Origin of the sequence: Rhizobium sp. R634, from assembly GCF_002211305.1 — a bacterium.
Taxonomy (GTDB): Bacteria; Pseudomonadota; Alphaproteobacteria; order Rhizobiales; family Rhizobiaceae; genus Rhizobium.
This window is the reverse complement of sequence record NZ_LOKW01000012.1, coordinates 21,220-42,287: the sequence shown is the minus strand read 5'-3', so window position 1 is coordinate 42,287 and position 21,068 is coordinate 21,220. Positions and strand designations below refer to the sequence as shown.

34 protein-coding genes are annotated in these 21,068 nt (G+C 59.9%); 33 read left to right on the top strand and 1 reads right to left on the bottom strand.

The genetic code is table 11. The features are described 5' to 3' along the window. Nucleotides 1-82: 82 nt before the first annotated feature. Nucleotides 83-376: a transcriptional regulator gene (locus ATY77_RS14375; RefSeq protein WP_088677319.1), complete on the bottom strand. Its 294-nt coding sequence runs from the start codon at nt 374-376 to the stop codon at nt 83-85. Between the two features lie 494 nt (nt 377-870). On the opposite strand from ATY77_RS14375, the gene rpsL reads away from it, so the two are divergent. The 33 genes from rpsL (at nt 871) to ATY77_RS14210 (ending at nt 21,068) form a co-directional block, all read left to right on the top strand. Beyond that, a complete protein-coding gene (gene rpsL / locus ATY77_RS14370) occupies nt 871-1,242 on the top strand; it encodes a 30S ribosomal protein S12 (RefSeq protein WP_003547537.1) in 372 nt (123 codons plus the stop codon). Nucleotides 1,243-1,320: 78 nt separating this feature from the next. Next, complete coding sequence (rpsG, locus tag ATY77_RS14365) at nt 1,321-1,791, top strand: 30S ribosomal protein S7 (RefSeq protein ID WP_004669085.1); 471 nt, start codon at nt 1,321-1,323, stop codon at nt 1,789-1,791. Between the two features lie 29 nt (nt 1,792-1,820). Beyond that, nucleotides 1,821-3,920, top strand: coding sequence for an elongation factor G (gene fusA, locus ATY77_RS14360; RefSeq protein ID WP_088677320.1), 2,100 nt, complete (start codon nt 1,821-1,823; stop codon nt 3,918-3,920). Between the two features lie 68 nt (nt 3,921-3,988). Continuing rightward, nucleotides 3,989-5,164 carry an elongation factor Tu gene (tuf, locus tag ATY77_RS14355; protein WP_088685483.1) on the top strand — a complete coding sequence of 392 codons (1,176 nt, stop codon included), beginning with the start codon at nt 3,989-3,991 and terminating at the stop codon, nt 5,162-5,164. A 304-nt stretch (nt 5,165-5,468) separates the two neighbouring features. Then, a complete protein-coding gene (gene rpsJ, locus ATY77_RS14350; RefSeq protein ID WP_003547547.1) occupies nt 5,469-5,777 on the top strand; it encodes a 30S ribosomal protein S10 in 309 nt (102 codons plus the stop codon). Between the two features lie 33 nt (nt 5,778-5,810). After that, the gene (rplC, locus tag ATY77_RS14345; RefSeq protein ID WP_016734008.1) at nt 5,811-6,452 is read left to right on the top strand and encodes a 50S ribosomal protein L3; all 642 of its coding nucleotides are present in this window, start codon (nt 5,811-5,813) and stop codon (nt 6,450-6,452) included. A gap of 13 nt (nt 6,453-6,465) precedes the next feature. Beyond that, nucleotides 6,466-7,086 carry a 50S ribosomal protein L4 gene (gene rplD, locus ATY77_RS14340; protein ID WP_088677321.1) on the top strand — a complete coding sequence of 207 codons (621 nt, stop codon included), beginning with the start codon at nt 6,466-6,468 and terminating at the stop codon, nt 7,084-7,086. Then, entirely contained in the window at nt 7,083-7,376 is a 294-nt protein-coding gene (locus tag ATY77_RS14335; RefSeq protein WP_003547550.1) for a 50S ribosomal protein L23, read from the top strand. Before rplD ends, ATY77_RS14335 begins: the two co-directional genes overlap by 4 nt. 11 nt (nt 7,377-7,387) lie before the next feature. Then, the gene (rplB, locus tag ATY77_RS14330; RefSeq protein WP_088677322.1) at nt 7,388-8,224 is read left to right on the top strand and encodes a 50S ribosomal protein L2; all 837 of its coding nucleotides are present in this window, start codon (nt 7,388-7,390) and stop codon (nt 8,222-8,224) included. 15 nt (nt 8,225-8,239) lie between these two features. Then, nucleotides 8,240-8,518, top strand: a complete 279-nt coding sequence (rpsS, locus tag ATY77_RS14325) for a 30S ribosomal protein S19 (RefSeq protein WP_003573797.1) — start codon at nt 8,240-8,242, stop codon at nt 8,516-8,518. A gap of 2 nt (nt 8,519-8,520) precedes the next feature. Beyond that, nucleotides 8,521-8,910: a 50S ribosomal protein L22 gene (gene rplV, locus ATY77_RS14320; RefSeq protein ID WP_004674922.1), complete on the top strand. Its 390-nt coding sequence runs from the start codon at nt 8,521-8,523 to the stop codon at nt 8,908-8,910. Continuing rightward, entirely contained in the window at nt 8,910-9,644 is a 735-nt protein-coding gene (gene rpsC, locus ATY77_RS14315) for a 30S ribosomal protein S3 (protein ID WP_003573793.1), read from the top strand. Before rplV ends, rpsC begins: the two co-directional genes overlap by 1 nt. Before the next feature lie 38 nt (nt 9,645-9,682). Continuing rightward, nucleotides 9,683-10,096, top strand: a complete 414-nt coding sequence (gene rplP, locus ATY77_RS14310) for a 50S ribosomal protein L16 (protein WP_003573792.1) — start codon at nt 9,683-9,685, stop codon at nt 10,094-10,096. An 11-nt stretch (nt 10,097-10,107) separates the two neighbouring features. Then, nucleotides 10,108-10,308, top strand: coding sequence for a 50S ribosomal protein L29 (rpmC, locus tag ATY77_RS14305; RefSeq protein ID WP_004674925.1), 201 nt, complete (start codon nt 10,108-10,110; stop codon nt 10,306-10,308). 12 nt (nt 10,309-10,320) lie between these two features. Next, the gene (rpsQ, locus tag ATY77_RS14300; RefSeq protein WP_004674926.1) at nt 10,321-10,560 is read left to right on the top strand and encodes a 30S ribosomal protein S17; all 240 of its coding nucleotides are present in this window, start codon (nt 10,321-10,323) and stop codon (nt 10,558-10,560) included. 260 nt (nt 10,561-10,820) lie between these two features. After that, on the top strand, nt 10,821-11,189 hold the full coding sequence (gene rplN / locus ATY77_RS14295) for a 50S ribosomal protein L14 (protein WP_003573790.1): 369 nt from the start codon (nt 10,821-10,823) through the stop codon (nt 11,187-11,189). An 11-nt stretch (nt 11,190-11,200) separates the two neighbouring features. Next, complete coding sequence (rplX, locus tag ATY77_RS14290; RefSeq protein ID WP_088677323.1) at nt 11,201-11,509, top strand: 50S ribosomal protein L24; 309 nt, start codon at nt 11,201-11,203, stop codon at nt 11,507-11,509. Then, entirely contained in the window at nt 11,502-12,059 is a 558-nt protein-coding gene (rplE, locus tag ATY77_RS14285) for a 50S ribosomal protein L5 (RefSeq protein WP_003573788.1), read from the top strand. The genes rplX and rplE overlap by 8 nt, the downstream gene beginning before the upstream one ends. Nucleotides 12,060-12,091: 32 nt before the next feature. After that, entirely contained in the window at nt 12,092-12,397 is a 306-nt protein-coding gene (gene rpsN, locus ATY77_RS14280; protein WP_003573787.1) for a 30S ribosomal protein S14, read from the top strand. Nucleotides 12,398-12,409: 12 nt separating this feature from the next. Continuing rightward, nucleotides 12,410-12,808: a 30S ribosomal protein S8 gene (rpsH, locus tag ATY77_RS14275; protein ID WP_003547562.1), complete on the top strand. Its 399-nt coding sequence runs from the start codon at nt 12,410-12,412 to the stop codon at nt 12,806-12,808. 42 nt (nt 12,809-12,850) lie between these two features. Continuing rightward, entirely contained in the window at nt 12,851-13,384 is a 534-nt protein-coding gene (gene rplF, locus ATY77_RS14270; RefSeq protein WP_088687875.1) for a 50S ribosomal protein L6, read from the top strand. A gap of 12 nt (nt 13,385-13,396) precedes the next feature. Next, nucleotides 13,397-13,759: a 50S ribosomal protein L18 gene (gene rplR / locus ATY77_RS14265; RefSeq protein WP_003573785.1), complete on the top strand. Its 363-nt coding sequence runs from the start codon at nt 13,397-13,399 to the stop codon at nt 13,757-13,759. A 130-nt stretch (nt 13,760-13,889) separates the two neighbouring features. Further along, complete coding sequence (gene rpsE, locus ATY77_RS14260) at nt 13,890-14,459, top strand: 30S ribosomal protein S5 (RefSeq protein ID WP_088677325.1); 570 nt, start codon at nt 13,890-13,892, stop codon at nt 14,457-14,459. 13 nt (nt 14,460-14,472) lie between these two features. Further along, entirely contained in the window at nt 14,473-14,682 is a 210-nt protein-coding gene (rpmD, locus tag ATY77_RS14255) for a 50S ribosomal protein L30 (protein ID WP_003547566.1), read from the top strand. A 16-nt stretch (nt 14,683-14,698) separates the two neighbouring features. After that, the gene (rplO, locus tag ATY77_RS14250; protein WP_088677326.1) at nt 14,699-15,175 is read left to right on the top strand and encodes a 50S ribosomal protein L15; all 477 of its coding nucleotides are present in this window, start codon (nt 14,699-14,701) and stop codon (nt 15,173-15,175) included. A gap of 231 nt (nt 15,176-15,406) precedes the next feature. Further along, nucleotides 15,407-16,747 carry a preprotein translocase subunit SecY gene (gene secY / locus ATY77_RS14245; protein WP_088687874.1) on the top strand — a complete coding sequence of 447 codons (1,341 nt, stop codon included), beginning with the start codon at nt 15,407-15,409 and terminating at the stop codon, nt 16,745-16,747. Then, entirely contained in the window at nt 16,744-17,394 is a 651-nt protein-coding gene (locus ATY77_RS14240; RefSeq protein WP_088687873.1) for an adenylate kinase, read from the top strand. Before secY ends, ATY77_RS14240 begins: the two co-directional genes overlap by 4 nt. 221 nt (nt 17,395-17,615) lie before the next feature. Continuing rightward, on the top strand, nt 17,616-17,984 hold the full coding sequence (gene rpsM / locus ATY77_RS14235) for a 30S ribosomal protein S13 (protein ID WP_008521297.1): 369 nt from the start codon (nt 17,616-17,618) through the stop codon (nt 17,982-17,984). 133 nt (nt 17,985-18,117) lie between these two features. Beyond that, nucleotides 18,118-18,507: a 30S ribosomal protein S11 gene (rpsK, locus tag ATY77_RS14230; protein WP_003547577.1), complete on the top strand. Its 390-nt coding sequence runs from the start codon at nt 18,118-18,120 to the stop codon at nt 18,505-18,507. Nucleotides 18,508-18,604: 97 nt separating this feature from the next. Continuing rightward, nucleotides 18,605-19,615 (top strand): DNA-directed RNA polymerase subunit alpha, encoded by a 1,011-nt coding sequence (locus tag ATY77_RS14225; RefSeq protein ID WP_003547579.1) that lies wholly within the window; start codon nt 18,605-18,607, stop codon nt 19,613-19,615. A gap of 125 nt (nt 19,616-19,740) precedes the next feature. After that, nucleotides 19,741-20,163, top strand: a complete 423-nt coding sequence (rplQ, locus tag ATY77_RS14220; RefSeq protein WP_088677329.1) for a 50S ribosomal protein L17 — start codon at nt 19,741-19,743, stop codon at nt 20,161-20,163. An 87-nt stretch (nt 20,164-20,250) separates the two neighbouring features. Then, nucleotides 20,251-20,634, top strand: a complete 384-nt coding sequence (locus ATY77_RS14215) for a VOC family protein (protein WP_088687872.1) — start codon at nt 20,251-20,253, stop codon at nt 20,632-20,634. Between the two features lie 29 nt (nt 20,635-20,663). Further along, the gene (locus tag ATY77_RS14210; RefSeq protein ID WP_088687871.1) at nt 20,664-21,068 is read left to right on the top strand and encodes a DUF2809 domain-containing protein; all 405 of its coding nucleotides are present in this window, start codon (nt 20,664-20,666) and stop codon (nt 21,066-21,068) included.

The following is a 21,068-nucleotide window of genomic DNA, read 5'->3' as shown; positions in this document are numbered from 1 at the left end:
CGGTTTTCGTTTCTGCTGTTCTCTGATTGATCTGGGGGAGGGAGGCGTTTCCTGCCTGCGGCGGGTTTCGCCGAGCGTCTCCTCAGTTAAACCGGATGATCGCGACCTCGCCGTCGACGGCGCCCTGATAGGCCGAGGCGTGCGGCTCTTCGGCCGGAATTTCGGTCAGCATGCCGATCTGGTCGAGATCGGCCTCGATGAAGCCTTCTTCGGCAAGAGCGTTCAGAGCTTCGCGCACGGCGGTGTCGTCATCGGGCGCCTTCAGCAGGATGTGCAGATCGATGCCGTCGCTGGAATCGGACTCATAGCCTTTGCCGATGATGATGAAGATCATCGGCCCGTCGAAATTATTGTCGTTGTCAGGTGTCGTGATCATCGCCTGTCCTTCGGTTCTGAGATTCGCTTTGTCGAATCCGCTGAGAGGACCTAACGCCGCAATTGCTGATTCCTTAACCGCTTTTGCTGCAAGGCCCAAGGTTTTATCTTGGCGCACGCTCCTGAATGCGTCTAGAAGAGTGAAAACAGGGCGTTCTGCCCGCATATCAAGGTGATGCGGCCAAGTTTATTTCTTAACCGGCCTTGACGAGAGGGGTGGAAACCAGTAGTACCCCGGCCATCAGATCCCATGTGAGGCTTGGCTGTTCGGAGCGACGCGCTCTGAAGTTCACCTCAAACAAGGTTCTAAACGCACGTTGAAGTCATGATGCTGCACGCATGACGCATGATTTTATGCGTCCTCTGCTCCTTGTGGTCCATCTGCGGAAGCGGATCGGGCCATATTTTGCGCATTGGGCGGAAAGCATGCGTCATTGCCGGAGACGGCGAGTTCAAGCCCGCAAGGGTACTGAGATAAACGTAAGGGATGGTTGAATGCCTACCGTAAACCAGCTGATCCGCAAGCCTCGCCAGGCGAACGTAAAGCGTAATAAGGTTCCCGCTCTCCAGGAGAACCCGCAGAAGCGCGGCGTTTGCACGCGCGTCTACACGACCACGCCGAAGAAGCCGAACTCGGCTCTGCGTAAGGTCGCAAAGATCCGCCTGACCAACGGCTTCGAAGTCATTGGTTACATCCCCGGCGAAGGTCACAACCTTCAGGAACACTCGGTCGTCATGATCCGCGGCGGCCGCGTCAAGGACCTTCCGGGTGTCCGCTACCACATCATCCGCGGCGTTCTCGATACCCAGGGTGTCAAGAACCGCAAGCAGCGCCGCTCCAAGTACGGCGCGAAGCGTCCGAAGTAATTCGGGTTTCGAATAATTCGGCGCTGCGCGAGGTCCTCCGCGTGATGAAGCGCCTTAACGGTTGAAGAGACGAAAAGTATGTCCAGACGTCATAAAGCAGAAAAGCGCGAGATTAATCCGGATCCGAAGTTCGGCGATCTCGTGGTCACCAAGTTCATGAATGCCATCATGCTCGATGGCAAGAAGTCCGTTGCTGAAAACATCGTCTATGGTGCGTTCGACGCCGTTCAGGGTAAGTCCAAGCAGGAGCCGCTTTCGGTTTTCCATTCTGCGCTCGACAACATTGCCCCGCACGTTGAAGTCCGCTCGCGCCGTGTCGGTGGTGCGACCTACCAGGTTCCGGTCGATGTTCGTCCGGAGCGCCGCCAGGCTCTCGCCATTCGCTGGCTGATTGCCGCTGCCCGCAAGCGCAATGAAACCACCATGATCGACCGCCTGTCCGGCGAACTGCTCGATGCGTCCAACAACCGCGGCTCTGCCGTCAAGAAGCGCGAAGACACGCACAAGATGGCTGATGCCAACCGCGCGTTCTCGCACTATCGCTGGTAATTCCGAACGGTATCGAAAGGCAGTCCACAATGGCTCGCGAATATAAGATCGAAGACTACCGCAATTTCGGTATCATGGCGCACATCGACGCCGGCAAGACCACGACCACCGAGCGTATCCTTTACTACACCGGCAAGTCGCACAAGATCGGCGAAGTCCACGACGGTGCAGCCACCATGGACTGGATGGAGCAGGAGCAGGAGCGTGGCATCACGATCACGTCTGCTGCCACCACGACCTTCTGGAAGGGCCGTGACGGCAAGATGCGCCGCTTCAACATCATCGACACCCCCGGCCACGTCGACTTCACCATCGAAGTCGAGCGTTCGCTGCGCGTTCTCGACGGTGCGATTGCTCTTCTCGATGCCAACGCCGGCGTAGAGCCGCAGACGGAAACCGTCTGGCGTCAGGCTGAGAAGTACAACGTTCCGCGTATGATCTTCTGCAACAAGATGGACAAGACCGGTGCGGACTTCTACCGTTCGGTCGAGATGATCAAGACCCGTCTGGGTGCGATCGCTGTCGTCATGCAGCTGCCGATCGGCGCTGAAAGCGATTTCAAGGGCGTTATCGACCTCGTCGAGATGAACGCTCTGATCTGGCGCGACGAATCTCTCGGCGCCCAGTGGGACGTCGTCGAGATCCCGGAAGACATGAAGGCCAAGGCGGAAGAATATCGCGAAAAGCTGATCGAGACGGTTGTCGAGATCGACGAAGCCGCGATGGAAGCCTACCTCGAAGGCAACATGCCCGACAACGACAAGATCCGCGAACTCGTTCGTCGCGGCACGATCGACGTCAAGTTCCATCCGATGTTCTGCGGCACCGCTTTCAAGAACAAGGGCGTTCAGCCGTTGCTCGACGCCGTTGTCGATTACCTGCCGTCGCCGCTCGACATTCCGGCGATCAAGGGCATCGACTTCAAGACCGAAGCCGACATCGAGCGTCACGCAGACGACGCCGAGCCGCTTTCGATGCTGGCGTTCAAGATCATGAACGACCCCTTCGTCGGTTCGCTCACCTTCGCACGTATCTACTCCGGCAAGCTCGAAAAGGGCTCTTCGGTTCTGAACACGGTCAAGGACAAGCGCGAGCGCGTCGGCCGCATGCTGCAGATGCACTCCAACTCGCGTGAAGACATCGAAGAAGCCTTTGCAGGCGACATCGTTGCTCTCGCAGGTCTCAAGGAAACCACCACCGGCGATACGCTCTGCGACCCGCTGAAGCCGGTTATCCTCGAGCGCATGGAGTTCCCGGAGCCGGTCATCCAGATCGCTATCGAGCCGAAGTCCAAGGGCGACCAGGAAAAGATGGGCCTCGCGCTCAACCGCCTGGCAGCAGAAGATCCGTCCTTCCGCGTGAAGACGGACCAGGAATCCGGTCAGACGATCATTGCCGGCATGGGCGAACTGCACCTCGACATCATCGTCGACCGCATGCGCCGCGAGTTCAAGGTTGAAGCAAACGTCGGCGCGCCGCAGGTTGCTTACCGCGAAACCATCACGCGCCAGCACGAAGAAGACTACACGCACAAGAAGCAGTCCGGCGGTACCGGCCAGTTCGCGCGCGTCAAGATCGTCTTCGAACCGAACCCTGAAGGCGATGACTTCAAGTTCGAATCCAAGATCGTCGGTGGTGCTGTTCCGAAGGAATACATCCCGGGCGTTCAGAAGGGAATCGAGAGCGTTCTGTCTTCCGGCCCGCTGGCTGGCTTCCCGATGCTGGGCGTCAAGGCGACCCTCATCGACGGTGCCTTCCATGACGTTGACTCCTCGGTTCTGGCGTTCGAAATCGCCTCCCGCGCTTGCTTCCGTGAAGCTGCGAAGAAGGCTGGCGCTCAGCTCCTCGAGCCGATGATGAAGGTCGAAGTCGTTACCCCGGAAGATTATGTCGGCGATGTTATCGGCGACCTCAACTCCCGCCGTGGTCAGATCCAGGGTCAGGAAAGCCGCGGTGTGGCCGTTGTCATCAACGCCAACGTCCCGCTGGCCAACATGTTCAAGTACGTCGATAACCTGCGCTCCATGTCGCAGGGCCGTGCTCAGTACACGATGACCTTCGATCACTACTCGCCGGTCCCGTCGAACGTCGCAACCGAAATCCAGGCAAAGTATTCCGGTCAGAAGTGACCGGAATACCAATTGACCGATAACAAGAATTAGCTCCCCTCGGGGACTAGCAAAACGGAGAGCCGAAAATGGCAAAGAGTAAGTTTGAGCGCAACAAGCCGCACGTCAACATTGGCACGATCGGCCACGTTGACCACGGCAAGACGTCTCTGACGGCAGCGATCACGAAGTACTTCGGTGAGTTCAAGGCGTACGACCAGATCGACGCGGCTCCGGAAGAGAAGGCGCGCGGCATCACGATCTCGACGGCGCACGTCGAGTACGAGACGCCGAACCGCCACTACGCGCACGTCGACTGCCCCGGCCATGCCGACTACGTGAAGAACATGATCACCGGTGCTGCCCAGATGGACGGCGCGATCCTGGTTTGCTCGGCTGCCGACGGCCCGATGCCGCAGACGCGCGAGCACATCCTGCTGGCCCGCCAGGTCGGTGTTCCGGCGATCGTCGTGTTCCTGAACAAGGTCGACCAGGTTGACGACGCCGAGCTTCTCGAACTCGTCGAGCTCGAAGTTCGCGAACTGCTGTCGTCCTACGACTTCCCGGGCGACGACATTCCGGTCGTCAAGGGTTCGGCGCTGGCCGCTCTCGAAGATTCCGACAAGAAGATCGGCGAAGACGCGATCCGTGAGCTGATGGCTGCTGTCGACGCCTACATCCCGACGCCTGAGCGTCCGGTTGACCAGCCGTTCCTGATGCCGATCGAAGATGTGTTCTCGATCTCGGGCCGCGGCACCGTGGTGACCGGCCGCGTCGAGCGTGGCATCGTCAAGGTCGGCGAAGAAGTCGAGATCGTCGGCATCCGTCCGACCTCGAAGACGACGGTGACCGGCGTTGAAATGTTCCGCAAGCTGCTCGACCAGGGCCAGGCCGGCGACAACATCGGCGCACTGGTTCGCGGTGTGAACCGTGACGGCGTCGAGCGTGGCCAGATCCTGTGCAAGCCGGGTTCGGTCAAGCCGCACAAGAAGTTCATGGCTGAAGCGTACATCCTGACGAAGGAAGAGGGCGGCCGTCATACGCCGTTCTTCACCAACTACCGTCCGCAGTTCTACTTCCGCACGACCGACGTGACGGGCATTGTGACGCTGCCGGAAGGCACGGAGATGGTCATGCCGGGCGACAACGTCACGGTTGCCGTCGAGCTGATCGTTCCGATCGCGATGGAAGAAAAGCTGCGCTTCGCCATCCGCGAAGGCGGCCGCACCGTCGGCGCCGGTATCGTCGCTTCGATCGTCGAGTAATTCCTTCGGCCGCTCCGGCGGAGTGGCCGATTCGATGACATTATTATGAAGCAGGCGGCGGAAGCCGCTTGCTTATTACACAGAAATATAGCAAATGGCGCGCGAGCGCGATTTGCGTACTGCTTTGGATGACGAAGCGGTGACTAAACAAACAATTAAGGTGGGCTAGAAGGCCCTGAAGACTGGATAGGGTTCCGTTTCGGCGCCCTCTCGATCTTTGAAACCGGTGGTCCGCCTTAGGAAGAAAGAACAACCCGTGTCTTGTCCAGAGACATGTGGGAAACAAACACAAGGATAACGTCGAATGAACGGCCAAAATATCCGCATTCGCCTGAAGGCGTTCGATCACCGGATTCTCGATGCTTCTACGCGCGAGATCGTGTCGACGGCGAAGCGCACCGGTGCAAGCGTCCGGGGCCCCGTTCCGCTTCCGACCCGCATCGAGAAGTTTACGGTCAACCGGTCCCCGCACATCGACAAGAAGAGCCGCGAACAGTTCGAGATGCGCACGCATAAGCGCCTTCTCGACATCGTAGACCCGACCCCGCAGACGGTGGACGCGCTGATGAAGCTCGATCTCGCCGCCGGTGTCGATGTTGAGATCAAGCTCTGAGCTTGCTCGAGCTGAGTTGGAAGGATTGAACCGATGCGTTCAGGTGTGATTGCACAGAAGGTGGGAATGACCCGCGTCTACAACGACGCCGGCGAGCATGTCCCGGTAACGGTACTGCGTATGGACGGCTGCCAGGTCGTTGCCACGCGCACTGTCGAAAAGAATGGCTATACCGCAGTTCAGCTCGGTGCAGGCCAGGCGAAGGTGAAGAACACGTCGAAGGCGATGCGCGGCAACTTTGCTGTCGCCAACGTTGAGCCGAAGGCCAAGCTCGCAGAATTCCGCGTCTCGGAAGACAATCTGCTCGAGATCGGCACCGAGATCAAGGCAGGTCACTTTGCCGCCGGTCAGCTCGTCGACGTGACGGGCACGACGATCGGTAAGGGTTTTGCCGGCGCCATGAAGCGCCACGGTTTCGGCGGTCTGCGCGCCACGCACGGTGTGTCGGTTTCGCACCGCTCGCACGGTTCGACCGGCTCGCGCCAGGACCCGGGCAAGGTTTTCAAGAACAAGAAGATGGCTGGTCACATGGGCCAGACGCGTGTCACGACGCAGAACCTGGAAGTGGTTTCGACCGACGAAGATCGTGGTCTGATCCTGATCAAGGGTGCTGTTCCCGGTTCCAAGGGTGCCTGGATCATCGTGCGCGACGCCGTCAAGTCGGCCGCGAAGTAAGGGAGCCAGATCAATGGAATTGAACGTCAAGACCCTCGAGGGAAAAGACGCCGGGAAGGTTTCCCTTTCGGACGAAATTTTCGGCCTCGAGCCCCGCGAAGACATCCTCGCCCGCGTCATCCGCTGGCAGCTTGCCAAGAAGCAGCAGGGCACGCACAAGGCAAAGGGCCGCGCTGAAGTTTCGCGCACCGGCGCTAAGATGTACAAGCAGAAGGGTACGGGCCGCGCCCGTCACCATTCGGCTCGCGCTCCGCAGTTCCGCGGCGGCGGCAAGGCTCACGGCCCGGTCGTCCGCAGCCACGAGCACGACCTTCCGAAGAAGGTTCGCGCGCTTGGCCTTCGCCACGCCCTTTCGGCCAAGCTCAAGGCCGATGACGTCATCGTCATCGACAACCTGGTTGCTGCCGAAGCCAAGACCAAGGCTCTCGCGTCTGCTTTCGAGACGCTCGGCCTGACCAACGCCCTCTTCATCGGCGGCGCAGAGCTTGACGGCAACTTCAAGCTCGCAGCTCAGAACATCCCGAATATCGATGTTCTGCCGATCCAGGGCATCAATGTTTACGACATCGTGCGCCGCGGCAAGCTCGTGCTTTCCAAGGCTGCGGTTGAAGCGCTAGAGGAGCGATTCAAGTGACCGATCTCCGCCACTATGATGTGATCGTCTCCCCGGCGATCACCGAAAAGTCCACGCTGGTATCCGAGAACAACCAGGTTGTTTTCAATGTCGCCAAGCAGGCGACGAAGCCGGAAATCAAGGCTGCGGTCGAGGCGCTGTTCGGCGTCAAGGTCACGGCCGTCAACACTCTGCTGCGCAAGGGCAAGACCAAGCGGTTCCGCGGTTTCGTCGGCAAGCAGAAGGACGTGAAGAAGGCTGTCGTGACGCTGGCTGAAGGCCAGACGATCGACGTCTCCACCGGTCTCTGAGGAATAAGAAAATGGCATTGAAAACATTCAATCCGACGACCCCGAGCCAGCGTCAGCTGGTCATCGTGGACCGCTCCTCGCTCTACAAGGGCAAGCCGGTCAAGGCGCTGACGGAAGGTCTGAGCAAGAGCGGCGGTCGTAACAACCTCGGCCGCATCACTGCCCGCTTCATCGGCGGCGGTCATAAGCGCAGCTACCGTCTGGTCGACTTCAAGCGTCGCAAGTTCGATGTCGAAGGCACGGTCGAGCGTATCGAATACGACCCGAACCGCACGGCTTTCATCGCGCTCGTCAGCTACGCCGATGGCGAACAGGCCTACATCATCGCTCCGCAGCGTTTGGCTGCCGGCGACAAGGTCATCGCTTCGGAAAAGGCTGTCGACGTCAAGCCTGGCAACACCATGCCGCTGCAGTACATCCCGGTAGGCTCCATCATCCACAACGTGGAAATGAAGCCGGGCAAGGGCGGTCAGATCGCCCGCTCCGCCGGTTCCTACGCGCAGCTCGTCGGCCGTGACCAGGGCATGGCGATCCTTCGCCTGAACTCCGGTGAACAGCGCCTCGTCAGCGGCGTCTGCCTCGCTTCGATCGGCGCGGTCTCCAACCCTGACCACGCCAACATCAACGACGGCAAGGCCGGTCGTACCGTTTGGCGCGGCAAGCGTCCGCATAACCGCGGTGTCGTCATGAACCCGGTCGACCATCCGCACGGCGGTGGTGAAGGCCGCACCTCCGGTGGTCGCCATCCGGTGACTCCGTGGGGCAAGCCGACCAAGGGCAAGCGCACCCGGTCGAACAAGTCGACCGACAAGATGATCATGCGCTCGCGTCATCAGCGTAAGAAGTAAGAGAGGAAGTCTCCAATGGCTCGTTCAGTATGGAAAGGTCCGTTCGTTGACGGCTATCTTCTCAAGAAGGCTGAGAAGGTTCGTGAAGGCGGACGTGCAGAAGTGATCAAGATCTGGAGCCGTCGCTCCACGATCCTGCCGCAGTTCGTCGGTCTTACCTTCGGCGTCTACAACGGCAGCAAGCATATCCCGGTCAGCGTCAATGAAGACATGGTCGGCCACAAATTCGGTGAATTCTCTCCGACCCGCACCTACTACGGTCACGGCGCGGACAAGAAGGCGAAGAGGAAGTAACAATGGGCAAGGCAAAAGCCGAACGCCGGCTGAAGGACAACGAGGCGCAAGCAGTCGCCCGCACGCTCCGCGTCAGCCCCCAGAAGCTCAACCTGGTTGCTGCGGCCATCCGCGGCAAGAAGGTCGAGCGTGCACTCGCTGAGCTGGAGTTCTCCCGCAAGCGCATCGCGGGCGCCGTCAAGAAGACGCTCGAATCCGCGATCGCTAACGCCGAGAACAACCACGATCTCGACGTCGACGCTCTTGTCGTCGCCGAGGCCTATGTCGGCAAGTCGATCGTCATGAAGCGTTTTCACGCTCGTGGCCGCGGTCGCGCGTCGCGCATCGAAAAGCCCTTCGCGCACCTGACGATCGTCGTTCGTGAAGTGCAGGCAGCAGAGGAGGCCGCATAATGGGTCAGAAAATCAATCCGATCGGTTTCCGTCTCGGCATCAACCGTACCTGGGATAGCCGCTGGTTCGCGGATAATGCCGAGTATGGCCAGCTGCTGCACGAAGACCTGAAGATGCGCAAGTTCGTCATGAGCGAACTGAAGCAGGCAGGCATCTCCAAGGTGGTCATCGAGCGTCCGCACAAGAAGTGCCGCGTTACGATCCACTCGGCTCGTCCGGGCCTGATCATCGGCCGTAAGGGCGCCGACATCGACAAGCTCCGCAAGAAGCTGTCCGATATGACCAACTCGGAAACGCACCTCAACATCGTCGAAGTGCGCAAGCCTGAAGTCGATGCGACGCTGGTCGCTCAGTCGATCGCCCAGCAGCTCGAGCGCCGCGTGGCTTTCCGCCGCGCCATGAAGCGCGCCGTTCAGTCCGCGATGCGTCTTGGCGCCGAAGGCATTAAGATCACCTGCGCCGGCCGTCTCGGCGGCGCGGAAATCGCTCGTACGGAATGGTATCGCGAAGGCCGCGTTCCGCTGCACACCCTGCGTGCTGACATCGACTACGGTACGGCTGAAGCCGAAACCGCATTCGGTATCTGCGGCATCAAGGTCTGGATCTTCAAGGGCGAAATCCTTGAGCACGATCCGATGGCTTCCGAACGTCGCGCGCTGGAAGGCGACGCACAGGGTCCGGCAAGCCGCGAACGCGACCGTGGCGATCGTCGCCGCGAACGCGACAACGCGTAATTAGCGCTGGCGAAAGATAAGCTCGGAGAAGTAAGAAAATGTTGCAGCCAAAGCGTACTAAGTACCGCAAGCAGTTCAAGGGCCGCATCAAGGGCGTAGCCAAGGGCGGTTCCGACCTTGCCTTCGGCGAATTCGGCCTGAAGGCTCAGGAGCCGAACCGCGTTAACGCACGTGAAATCGAAGCGGCCCGCCGCGCGATCACGCGTTACATGAAGCGCGCCGGCCGTGTTTGGATCCGCGTGTTCCCGGACGTTCCGGTAACCGCAAAGCCGACCGAAGTCCGCATGGGTAAAGGTAAGGGCTCCGTTGAGTACTGGGCATGCAAGGTCAAGCCCGGTCGTATGATGTTCGAGATCGACGGCGTCAGCGAAGAGATCGCCCGCGAGGCGCTTCGCCTCGGCTCTGCCAAGCTCTCGGTCAAGACGCGCTTCGTTCAGCGCATTGCAGAGTAAGGATTGAGCTCATGAAAGCCTCAGATGTTCGCGCGTTGACCGCCGACCAACTCAAGGACGAGCTTGCCAAGCTGAAGAAGGAGCAGTTCAACCTGCGCTTCCAGAAGGCGACCGGCCAGCTCGAAAAGTCCTCGCGCATCAACGAAGTCCGCAAGGACATCGCCCGCGTGAAAACCATTGCCCGCCAGAAGGCGGCAGAAGTTAAGGCCTAAAGGAAGAAAAACATGCCGAAGCGCATCCTGCAGGGCGTCGTCGTTGGCGACAAGAACGAGAAGACGGTAGTGGTTCGCGTCGAGCGTCGTTTCGCTCACCCGCTGCTCCAGAAGACCGTTCGTCGTTCCAAGAAGTACAAGGCCCACGACGAAAACAACCAGTACAAGATCGGCGATACCGTATCCATCGAGGAATGCGCGCCGATCTCCAAGGACAAGCGCTGGACGGTGATCGCCGCCCAGGGCAAGTAAACAGAATTTTGCGCGAGGCCTTGCGTCTCGCCGAAATATCTGTATGAAGCAGCGTCAGAACGCTCGAATGCCGGGCGTTCTTTTGCTTTGAGCGCACGGAAGGTCCCGTTCGGGAAACCACCCTGGCACGATCGACCCCGCGCTATTCAGCTATTGCCGCGTTCTGCTTGCCGTCATGGCAGGCTGGCCGGCGGACATTTTCATAAGCCGGAGTAGGGGGCTAGCCCAACCATTCCGGTAAACCAAGAAGGCGACCTGATATGATTCAGATGCAAACAAACCTCGACGTCGCGGATAATTCCGGCGCACGTCGTGTCATGTGCATCAAGGTGCTGGGCGGCTCGAAGCGCAAGTATGCCTCGATCGGCGACGTCATCGTCGTTTCGATCAAGGAAGCGATCCCGCGCGGCCGCGTGAAGAAGGGTGACGTGATGAAGGCGGTTGTCGTTCGCACCGCCAAGGACATCCGTCGTCCGGATGGCTCCGTCATCCGCTTCGACACCAACGCAGCAGTCCTCATCGACAACAAGAAAGAGCCGATCGGCACCCGTATCTTCGGACCGGTTCCGCGCGAACTTCGCGCCAAGAACCACATGAAGATCATCTCGCTGGCTCCCGAAGTACTGTAAGGAGCGAAGCGATGCAGAAGATTCGTAAAGGCGACAAGGTCGTCATGCTCGCTGGCAAGGACAAGGGCCGCACCGGCGAAGTTGTTCAGGTCATGCCGAAGGAAGATCGTGCGGTCGTCCGTGGTGTCAACGTCGTGAAGCGCCATCAGCGCCAGACGCAGAACCAGGAAGCCGGCATCATCAACAAGGAAGCCCCGGTTCACCTGTCGAACATTGCAATCGTCGACAAGGACGGAAAGCCGACCCGCGTCGGTTTCAAGGTCGTTGACGGCAAGAAGGTCCGTGTGGCCAAGCGTTCTGGAGAAGTGATCGATGGCTGAGGCAAAATACGAGCCGCGGCTCAAGAAGGAATATGTCGAGCGCATCCGCAAGGCGATGCAGGAGCAGTTCTCCTACGCCAACGAGATGATGATCCCGAAGCTCGACAAGATCGTGATCAACATGGGTGTCGGCGAAGCGACCGCTGACTCGAAGAAGCCGACGGTAGCTGCCGCCGACCTCGCAGCGATCGCCGGCCAGAAGCCGGTCATCACCCGTGCACGCAACTCTATCGCAGGCTTCAAGGTCCGCGAACAGATGCCGATCGGCGCCAAGGTCACCCTGCGCGGCGCCCGCATGTACGAGTTCCTGGACCGTCTCGTGAACATCGCGCTCCCGCGCGTTCGCGACTTCCGCGGCCTGAACCCGAAGAGCTTTGACGGCCGTGGCAACTTCGCCATGGGCATCAAGGAGCACATTGTGTTCCCTGAAATCAACTACGACAAGGTTGATCAGATGTGGGGCATGGACATCATCGTTTGCACGACGGCGACGACCGACGACGAAGCACGGGCTCTTCTGAAAGAGTTCAGCTTCCCGTTCCGTCAATAACCGTAACGACGAGCGTAGAAAAGGAACCTGACATGGCGAAGACAAGCGCAGTTGAAAAGAACAAGCGCCGCCGTACTACGGTCGCCAACCAGGCCGCTAAGCGGGCTGCGTTGAAGGCGATCATCATGAACCAGGCTCTTCCGATCGAAGAGCGGTTCAAGGCCTCGATCAAGCTGGCATCCCTGCCGCGTGATGGATCGAAGACCCGTATTCGCAACCGTTGCGAAGTTTCGGGGCGTCCGCGCGCATATTACCGCAAACTGCGCATGTCGCGTATTGCGCTGCGTGAACTGGGCAATCTCGGCAAGGTGCCGGGCATCGTCAAGTCGAGCTGGTAAGGAGCAGGTTAGATGACAATGACTGATCCGTTGGGCGATATGCTCACCCGTATCCGTAACGGCGCTTCCCGCCGCAAGTCGTCGGTCTCGACGCCTGCGTCCAAGCTCCGTGCACGTGTTCTTGATGTCCTGCAGTCCGAAGGCTACATCCGTGGCTACTCCGTTGTCGATTTCGGCAACGGCAAGTCGGAACTCAGCATCGAGCTGAAATATTATGAAGGCGCATCGGTGATCCGTGAGATCGGCCGTGTGTCCAAGCCGGGCCGCCGGGTTTATGTCTCGGTCAAGTCCATTCCGCAGGTCGCGAACGGTCTCGGCATCACCATCCTTTCGACCCCGAAGGGCGTGATGGCCGATCACCAGGCTCGCGAACAGAACGTTGGTGGCGAGGTTCTTTGCTCGGTCTTCTAAGATCGGGCAGGGATCTCCATAGCGAACAGACAGGATTGAAACATGTCTCGTATCGGTAAAAAGCCCGTTCAGGTGCCTGCTGGGATCACGGCTACGGTCGATGGCCAGAAGGTTACTGCAAAGGGCCCGAAGGGCGAGCTGTTCTTCGTCGCTAACGACGAAATCAGCCTCAAGCTCGAAAACAACGCGGTCGTCGTGACGCCCGTGAACCAGTCCAAGGATGCACGTTCGAAGTGGGGCATGTCCCGCACGATGATCGAAGGCATCTTCAAGGGCGTCAAGGACGGCTTCGAGCGCAAGCTCGAAATCAACGGCGTCGGTTACCGTGCCTCCCTGCAGGGCAAGAACCTGCAGCTGGCCCTCGGCTTCAGCCACGACGTGATCTATGAGCCGCCGGTCGGCATCACAATCGCCGTTCCGAAGCCGACTGAAATTGTTGTCTCCGGCATCAATAAGCAGCAGGTCGGTCAGGTCGCCGCCGAAATCCGCGAATATCGCGGTCCTGAGCCTTACAAAGGCAAGGGCGTCAAGTACGCTGACGAGCGGATCGTCCGCAAAGAAGGCAAGAAGAAGTAAGGATCACGCGAAATGGCTAGCAGGAAAGAAGCACTTGCACGTCGTGCCAACCGCGTGCGCCGTCATCTCAAGTCGGTGGCCAACGGCCGTCCGCGCCTGTCGGTTCATCGCTCCTCGAAGAACATCTACGCTCAGGTTATCGACGATGTCGCCGGCAAGACGCTTGCCGCTGCATCGACCCTCGATAAGGATCTGCGCGGTTCTCTGAAGACCGGTGCTGACACCGCAGCGGCTGCCCTCGTCGGCAAGCTCGTTGCAGAGCGCGCTTCGAAGGCGGGCGTCACCGAGGTCGTGTTCGACCGTGGCGCCTTCATCTATCACGGCCGCATCAAGGCTCTTGCCGATGCAGCCCGCGAAGGCGGTCTCACCTTCTGATCAGTTTCCGGCCGGAGCTTTTGGCGCCGGCCGGATTTTCGCCGGACCGCAGGCACTCTCCGAGAGGGGAGGCTGATGCGGTCCTCATTTGTTTGCCGATTGCACCCGGAAAAGAAAAAGGAAGAGGACAATGGCACAGGAAAGAAGGCCGCAGCGGGAAGACCGCCAGAGCCGTGAAGAGCGCGATAGCGAATTCGTCGACAAGCTTGTCGCGATCAACCGCGTCGCCAAGGTCGTCAAGGGCGGCCGTCGTTTTGGTTTCGCAGCACTCGTCGTCGTCGGCGACCAGAAGGGCCGCGTCGGCTTCGGCCATGGCAAGGCACGCGAAGTGCCGGAAGCCATCCGCAAGGCGACCGAAGCCGCCAAGCGCGAACTGATTTTCGTACCGCTGCGTGACGGCCGTACGCTGCATCACGACGTTCATGGCCGCCACGGCGCCGGCAAGGTTCTGCTGCGCTCGGCCAAGGTCGGTACCGGCATCATCGCCGGCGGTCCGATGCGCGCCGTTTTCGAAACGCTCGGCATGCACGACGTCGTCGCCAAGTCGACCGGTTCGTCGAACCCCTACAACATGGTTCGCGCCACCTTCGACGCTCTGAAGCACCAGGTTCACCCGAAGGACATCGCAGCTCAGCGCGGCATCAAGTATGCAACGCTCCAGGCTCGCCGTGCCGCCTCCGGCAACGCCTCTGAAGAATAAGAGGAGCTGACCAATGGCCAAGGCTACCAAGAAGGCTGAAGCGAAGACTGTCACGATCGAACAGATCGGCAGCCCGATTCGCCGTCCGGACGTCCAGCAGCGCACGCTGATCGGTCTCGGACTGAACAAGATGCACCGTCGCCGCACGCTGGAGGATACTCCTTCAGTTCGTGGCATGATCCGTGCTGTCCAGCATCTCGTTCGCGTCGTCGACGAGAAGTGAGACGGAGGAAACGCTCATGAAACTCAATGAAATCAAGGACAATGAGGGCTCTACCCACGCCCGTAAGCGCCTCGGCCGCGGTATCGGCTCTGGCTCCGGCAAGACTGCCGGTCGCGGTGTAAAGGGTCAGAAGTCCCGTTCCGGCGTCGCCATCAACGGCTTCGAAGGCGGCCAGATGCCGATCTATCGTCGCCTGCCGAAGCGCGGCTTCAACAACATCTTCGCAGCCGATTACGTCGTCGTATCGCTGGCCCGCATCCAGGCCGCCGTCGATGCCGGCAAGCTGGACGCGAAGGCAACCGTTGATGCAGCTGCCCTCAAGGCCGCCGGCGTCATCCGCCGCGCCAAGGACGGCGTTCGCGTTCTCGCCGATGGCGAGCTCAAGGCCAAGATCACGCTCGAAGTTGCAGGCGCTTCCAAGCCCGCCGTCGAGAAGATCGAAAAGGCCGGCGGCAAGGTGACGCTGCTTTCGGCTCCTGCAGCAGCCGAGTAATAATCTGATGATATGTCGCCCGGGGTGCTTCACACCGGGCGATTTTGCTCCCATATGTGGGCCTCACAAAATGTTGGCTGACGCGCCCGCGTTATGCCGGTAGGATTAAAACAAGGGTGAGGCATGGGGTTGCGCTGCAATCCGTACTGAACCCGGTTTTGAATAATTTTCATACTGATTCCGGGCCGGCCTTTCCCCAGAGACGCCGGAATTGGTAGCGCGGAGAAACGCATGGCTTCTGCAGCGGAACAATTGGCATCCAACCTCAATTTTTCGACCTTTGCCAAAGCCGAGGATTTGAAGAAGCGCTTGTGGTTCACACTGGCAGCTCTCCTCGTTTACAGGCTCGGCACCCATATTCCGCTTCCGGGTCTCAATCCCGAAGCCTATGCCCAGGCTTTCCGCGGCCAGGCAGGCGGCATCCTCGGCCTCTTCAACATGTTCTCGGGCGGCGCTGTCGAGCGCATGGCGATTTTCGCGCTCGGCATCATGCCCTATATCTCGGCCTCGATCATCGTTCAGCTCATGACCTCGGTCGTGCCGGCGCTCGAAAACCTGAAGAAGGAAGGCGAGCAGGGCCGCAAGATCATCAACCAGTACACCCGCTACGGCACCGTGATTCTGGGCGCGCTGCAGGCTTACGGCATCGCCGCCGGTCTCGAGAGCGGGCAGGGGCTGGTCGTCGATCCGGGCTGGTTCTTCCGCGTATCCACCGTCCTGACGCTGCTCGGCGGTACGATGTTCCTGATGTGGCTCGGTGAACAGGTCACCTCGCGCGGCATCGGCAACGGCATTTCGCTAATCATCTTCGCCGGCATCGCGGCCGGCCTTCCGGGCGCTCTTGCCGGCACCCTCGAACTCGGCCGCACCGGCGCGCTGTCGACCGGCCTCATCCTGCTGGTCATCGTCGTCGCGATCGCCGTCATCGGCATCATCGTCTTCGTCGAGCGCGCCCAGCGCCGGCTGCTGATCCAGTATCCGAAGCGTCAGGTCGGCAACCGCATGTTCCAGGGCGATACCTCGCACCTGCCGCTGAAGCTGAACACCTCCGGCGTCATTCCGGCGATCTTCGCATCCTCGCTGCTGCTTCTGCCGGCGACGGTCGCGGGCTTTGCCAATACCACGGCGATGCCCGCTTGGGCGACATCGATCGTTGCGGCGCTCGGCCACGGCCAGCCGCTCTATATGGTGCTATATGCGGCGCTGATCGCCTTCTTCGCCTTCTTCTATACGGCCATCGTCTTCAATCCGAAGGACACGGCCGACAATTTGAAGAAGCATGGCGGCTTCATTCCCGGTATCCGTCCGGGTGAGCGCACCGCCGAGTATATCGACTACGTGCTGACCCGCATCACGGTCATCGGCGCGATCTATCTGGTCTTCGTCTGCATCCTCCCGGAGATTCTGGTGTCGCAAACCGGCATTCCATTATCCCTTGGTGGGACTTCGCTTTTGATCGTGGTTAGCGTAACTCTTGATACGGTTGCACAGATCCAGGGTCACCTGATCGCGCAGCAATACGAAGGCCTGATCAAGAAATCGAAGTTGCGTGGAGGAAAGAGGGGGCGATGAGACTTATCCTTTTGGGGCCGCCGGGCGCGGGCAAGGGAACCCAGGCCCAGCGGATCGTGGAAAAGCACGGCATTCCGCAGCTTTCCACGGGTGATATGCTGCGTGCGGCGGTGAATGCCGGCACGGAAGTCGGCAAGCGCGCCAAGGCGGTGATGGACGCCGGCAAGCTGGTCTCGGATGAGATCGTCATCGCCATCGTCTCGGAGCGAATCGATCAGCCCGATTGCGCCAACGGTTTCATTCTCGATGGCTTTCCGAGGACGCTGGTCCAGGCGGATGCCACCGAGGCGATGCTCAGAGCCAAGGGACTCGGCCTTTCGGTGGTTATCGAGCTTCGCGTCGACGACCAGGAACTCGTCCGCCGCGTGGACGGCCGTTACACCTGCGCTCAGTGCGGCACTGTCTATCATGACACGGACAAGGTCCCGGTCGAGGAAGGCGTATGCGACAAGTGCGGTTCGACTCACTTCAAGCGTCGTCCTGACGACAACGCGGAGACGATGATCAAGCGTCTCGAGGTCTACTACAAGGAAACCTCGCCGCTGATCGGCTATTACTATGCCAAGGGCAAACTCAGGTCCGTCGACGGGATGGCGGAGATCGATCAGGTCACCGCCGAGGTCGAAGCCATTCTTTCCGAGCTTTAAGGCTTTGAAAATAAAACTTGGCGGAACGGTTGCTTTTCAGCAGTGATTCCGCTAAACACCGCGCCAACTCGCGACATTCCATGCGATCGGCGCGGATTTCCCAGGGAAGTCCGGGTTCGGTCGTTTTGACATGTTGCGGACCTAAATTTGAACGGGCGGTTCTAGGACCGCATAACGAAGCCCACTTGCCGGATGGCAACTGGAATGCAAGGAGAACAGGCGTGGCACGTATCGCTGGCGTCAACATCCCGACTGCAAAGCGCGTCGTCATCGCGCTGACCTACATTCACGGGATCGGTCCGAAATTCGCACAGGAAATCGTCGAGAAGGTCGGTATCCCGGCTGAACGCCGTGTGCATCAGCTGACGGACGCTGAAGTCCTTCAGATCCGCGAAGCCATCGACCGCGACTATCAGGTCGAGGGTGATCTTCGTCGCGAAACCGCGATGAACATCAAGCGCCTGATGGATCTCGGCTGCTACCGTGGCCTGCGTCACCGCCGCGGCCTTCCGGTCCGTGGTCAGCGCACGCACACCAATGCCCGCACCCGCAAGGGTCCGGCAAAGGCAATCGCTGGCAAGAAGAAGTAATTTCCGGGAAACCGGAGTGGGGAGGCTGGCGGTCTGCGCCGGCCTCTTTTGAGTTTGGAGCGGGGCCGTATAGGCGCCGTTCCGGTGTAGCCGCTGGCATTACGGCGGTGAAGAGATCAACGAAAGGAATACCATGGCTAAGGAAGCCGTCCGCGTTCGCCGTCGCGAGCGTAAGAATATCTCGTCGGGTGTCGCTCACGTCAACTCGACCTTCAACAACACGATGATCACCATCACCGATGCGCAGGGCAATGCGATCGCCTGGTCGTCGGCCGGCGCCAAGGGCTTCAAGGGCTCGCGCAAGTCGACCCCGTTTGCTGCCCAGATCGCTGCCGAAGACTGCGCCAAGAAGGCCCAGGAGCACGGCATGAAGTCGCTGGAAGTCGAAGTCTGCGGCCCGGGTTCCGGCCGTGAATCGGCTCTGCGCGCGCTCCAGGCTGCAGGGTTCATGATCACGTCCATCCGCGACGTGACCCCGATCCCGCACAATGGCTGCCGTCCGCGCAAGAAGCGCCGCGTCTGATCATCGCTCTCGTCACCGGTGAGCGCCTTGGCGCTCCCGGTGGTTTTCAAGCTCGGTTGCCACGATTGGATGGTGGCAACGAACGGAAGGCAAACTCATGATTCAGAAGAACTGGCAGGAACTGATCAAGCCGAACAAGGTGGAGTTCTCCTCGAGCTCGCGCACCAGGGCGACGCTCGTTGCTGAACCGCTGGAGCGCGGCTTCGGCCTCACCCTCGGCAACGCGCTGCGCCGCGTTCTGCTCTCCTCGCTGCGCGGTGCTGCCGTCACGGCGGTGCAGATCGACGGCGTGCTGCATGAATTCTCCTCGATCCCGGGCGTTCGCGAGGACGTGACGGACATCGTGCTCAACATCAAGGAAATCGCCATCAAGATGGATGGCGACGACGCAAAGCGCATGGTCGTGCGCAAGCAGGGCCCGGGCGTTGTCACGGCTGGCGACATCCAGACGGTCGGCGATATCGAAATCCTCAACCCCGAGCATGTCATCTGCACGCTCGACGAGGGTGCCGAGATCCGCATGGAGTTCACCGTCAACAACGGCAAGGGCTACGTTCCGGCCGAGCGCAATCGTGCGGAAGACGCTCCGATCGGCCTCATCCCGGTCGACAGCCTCTATTCGCCGGTCAAGAAGGTGTCCTACAAGGTTGAAAATACCCGCGAAGGACAGGTTCTCGACTACGACAAGCTGAACATGACCATCGAAACCGATGGCTCGATCACCGGCGAAGACGCCGTCGCTTTCGCGGCGCGCATCCTGCAGGATCAGCTTGGCGTTTTCGTCAACTTCGACGAGCCGCAGAAGGAAACCGAAGAGGAAGCAGTCACCGAACTCGCTTTCAACCCGGCTCTCCTCAAGAAGGTGGACGAACTCGAACTGTCGGTCCGTTCGGCAAACTGCCTGAAGAACGACAACATCGTCTACATCGGCGACCTCATTCAGAAGACCGAAGCAGAAATGCTCCGCACCCCGAACTTTGGTCGCAAGTCGCTGAACGAAATCAAGGAAGTTCTCGCTTCCATGGGCCTGCACCTCGGCATGGAAGTGCCGGCATGGCCGCCCGAGAACATCGAAGATCTCGCCAAGCGTTACGAAGACCAGTACTGAGAAAACAAAAGGCAGGCTCTATCGGCTGCCTTTTCCCCGTCAAACAGCAGGCAAATCGCCTGCATGTGCCAGGAAACGGCAGGCCCGGTAACGAAGTAAGGGCACTGCATTAAAGGAGAATAGCAATGCGCCACGCAAAAGCCGGCCGCAAGCTGAACAGAACCGCAAGCCACCGTAAGGCGATGTTCGCCAACATGGCTGCTTCGCTGATCACCCACGAGCAGATCGTTACGACCCTGCCGAAGGCCAAGGAAATCCGCCCGATCGTCGAAAAGCTCGTCACGCTCGGCAAGCGCGGCGATCTGCACGCTCGCCGTCAGGCGATCTCTCAGATCCGCGACGCCGCCGTCGTTTCGAAGCTGTTCGACACGATCGCCACGCGCTACGCCACCCGCAACGGCGGCTACCTGCGCATCATGAAGGCCGGTTTCCGTCAGGGCGACAATGCCGCTTTGGCCGTCATCGAATTCGTTGACCGCGACACCTACGCCAAGGGCGCAGCCGACAAGGCTCGCGTCGCCGCCGAAGAGCAGGCCGTCGCTGCCTAAGATTTTCCGATTTCGGAAGACAAGAAAGCCGGGCCTTGCGCCCGGCTTTTTCGTTTCTGCCCGCATTCTTGATGAGTGAGCAGCGCCATGATCGATCACATAACCATCGCGGTGAGCGATTTGTCGAAGAGCAAGCTCTTCTACGAGAAAGCGTTCCTGCCGTTGGGTTATCGGCTGACCTTCGGGAAGGAGAATATCTTCTGGGCCTTCGATATCGGCAATGGCTGCCTGTTCGAGATCCAGCAGACGGATGGTCCGCCGCCCTTGACCCACATTCACATCGCTTTCAGGGCTCGCAGCCAGGCCGAGGTCGATGCCTTCCATCACGCCGCGCTCGAAGCCGGCGGCGAGGATAACGGCGCTCCCGGCCCACGCCCGGAATACACGCCGGATTATTACGCCTGCTTCGTGCTCGATCCGGATGGTTACAATATCGAGGCAATGATCAACCAGCCGGCAGTCGGCACGTGAAAGCTGTCCTTCCAAATCGGCTCGGGCGCATGCAAGTCCAACGCTTGGCGGCCCTGTTCGTCATCATCCTTTCCGGTTTGGCGCTCAGGCGCTTCGGCTATGCAGCCGATCTGCCCTTCTTCCTCGTCAAATATGGTGGGTCGCTGCTTTGGGGATCCATGGTTTATGTCCTGCTGGCGCTCGCCGTGACAGCTCTCATTGCGAGAGTGCCGCCCGCAGCAATTGCGGCGTTGGCGCTGGCCGTTGCCATCTGCGTTGAATTCTTCCGGCTCTATCACACACCGTGGCTCGATGCATTTCGGCTGACGACCCCCGGAGCCTTGCTGCTTGGGCGGGTCTTCTCGCTTTGGAATATATTGGCATATGCCATCGGGATAGTTGTGGCCTGTGCGTTTGATCCCGCGCTCAGGCAATCATCGCCTGAGCGGCGTTGA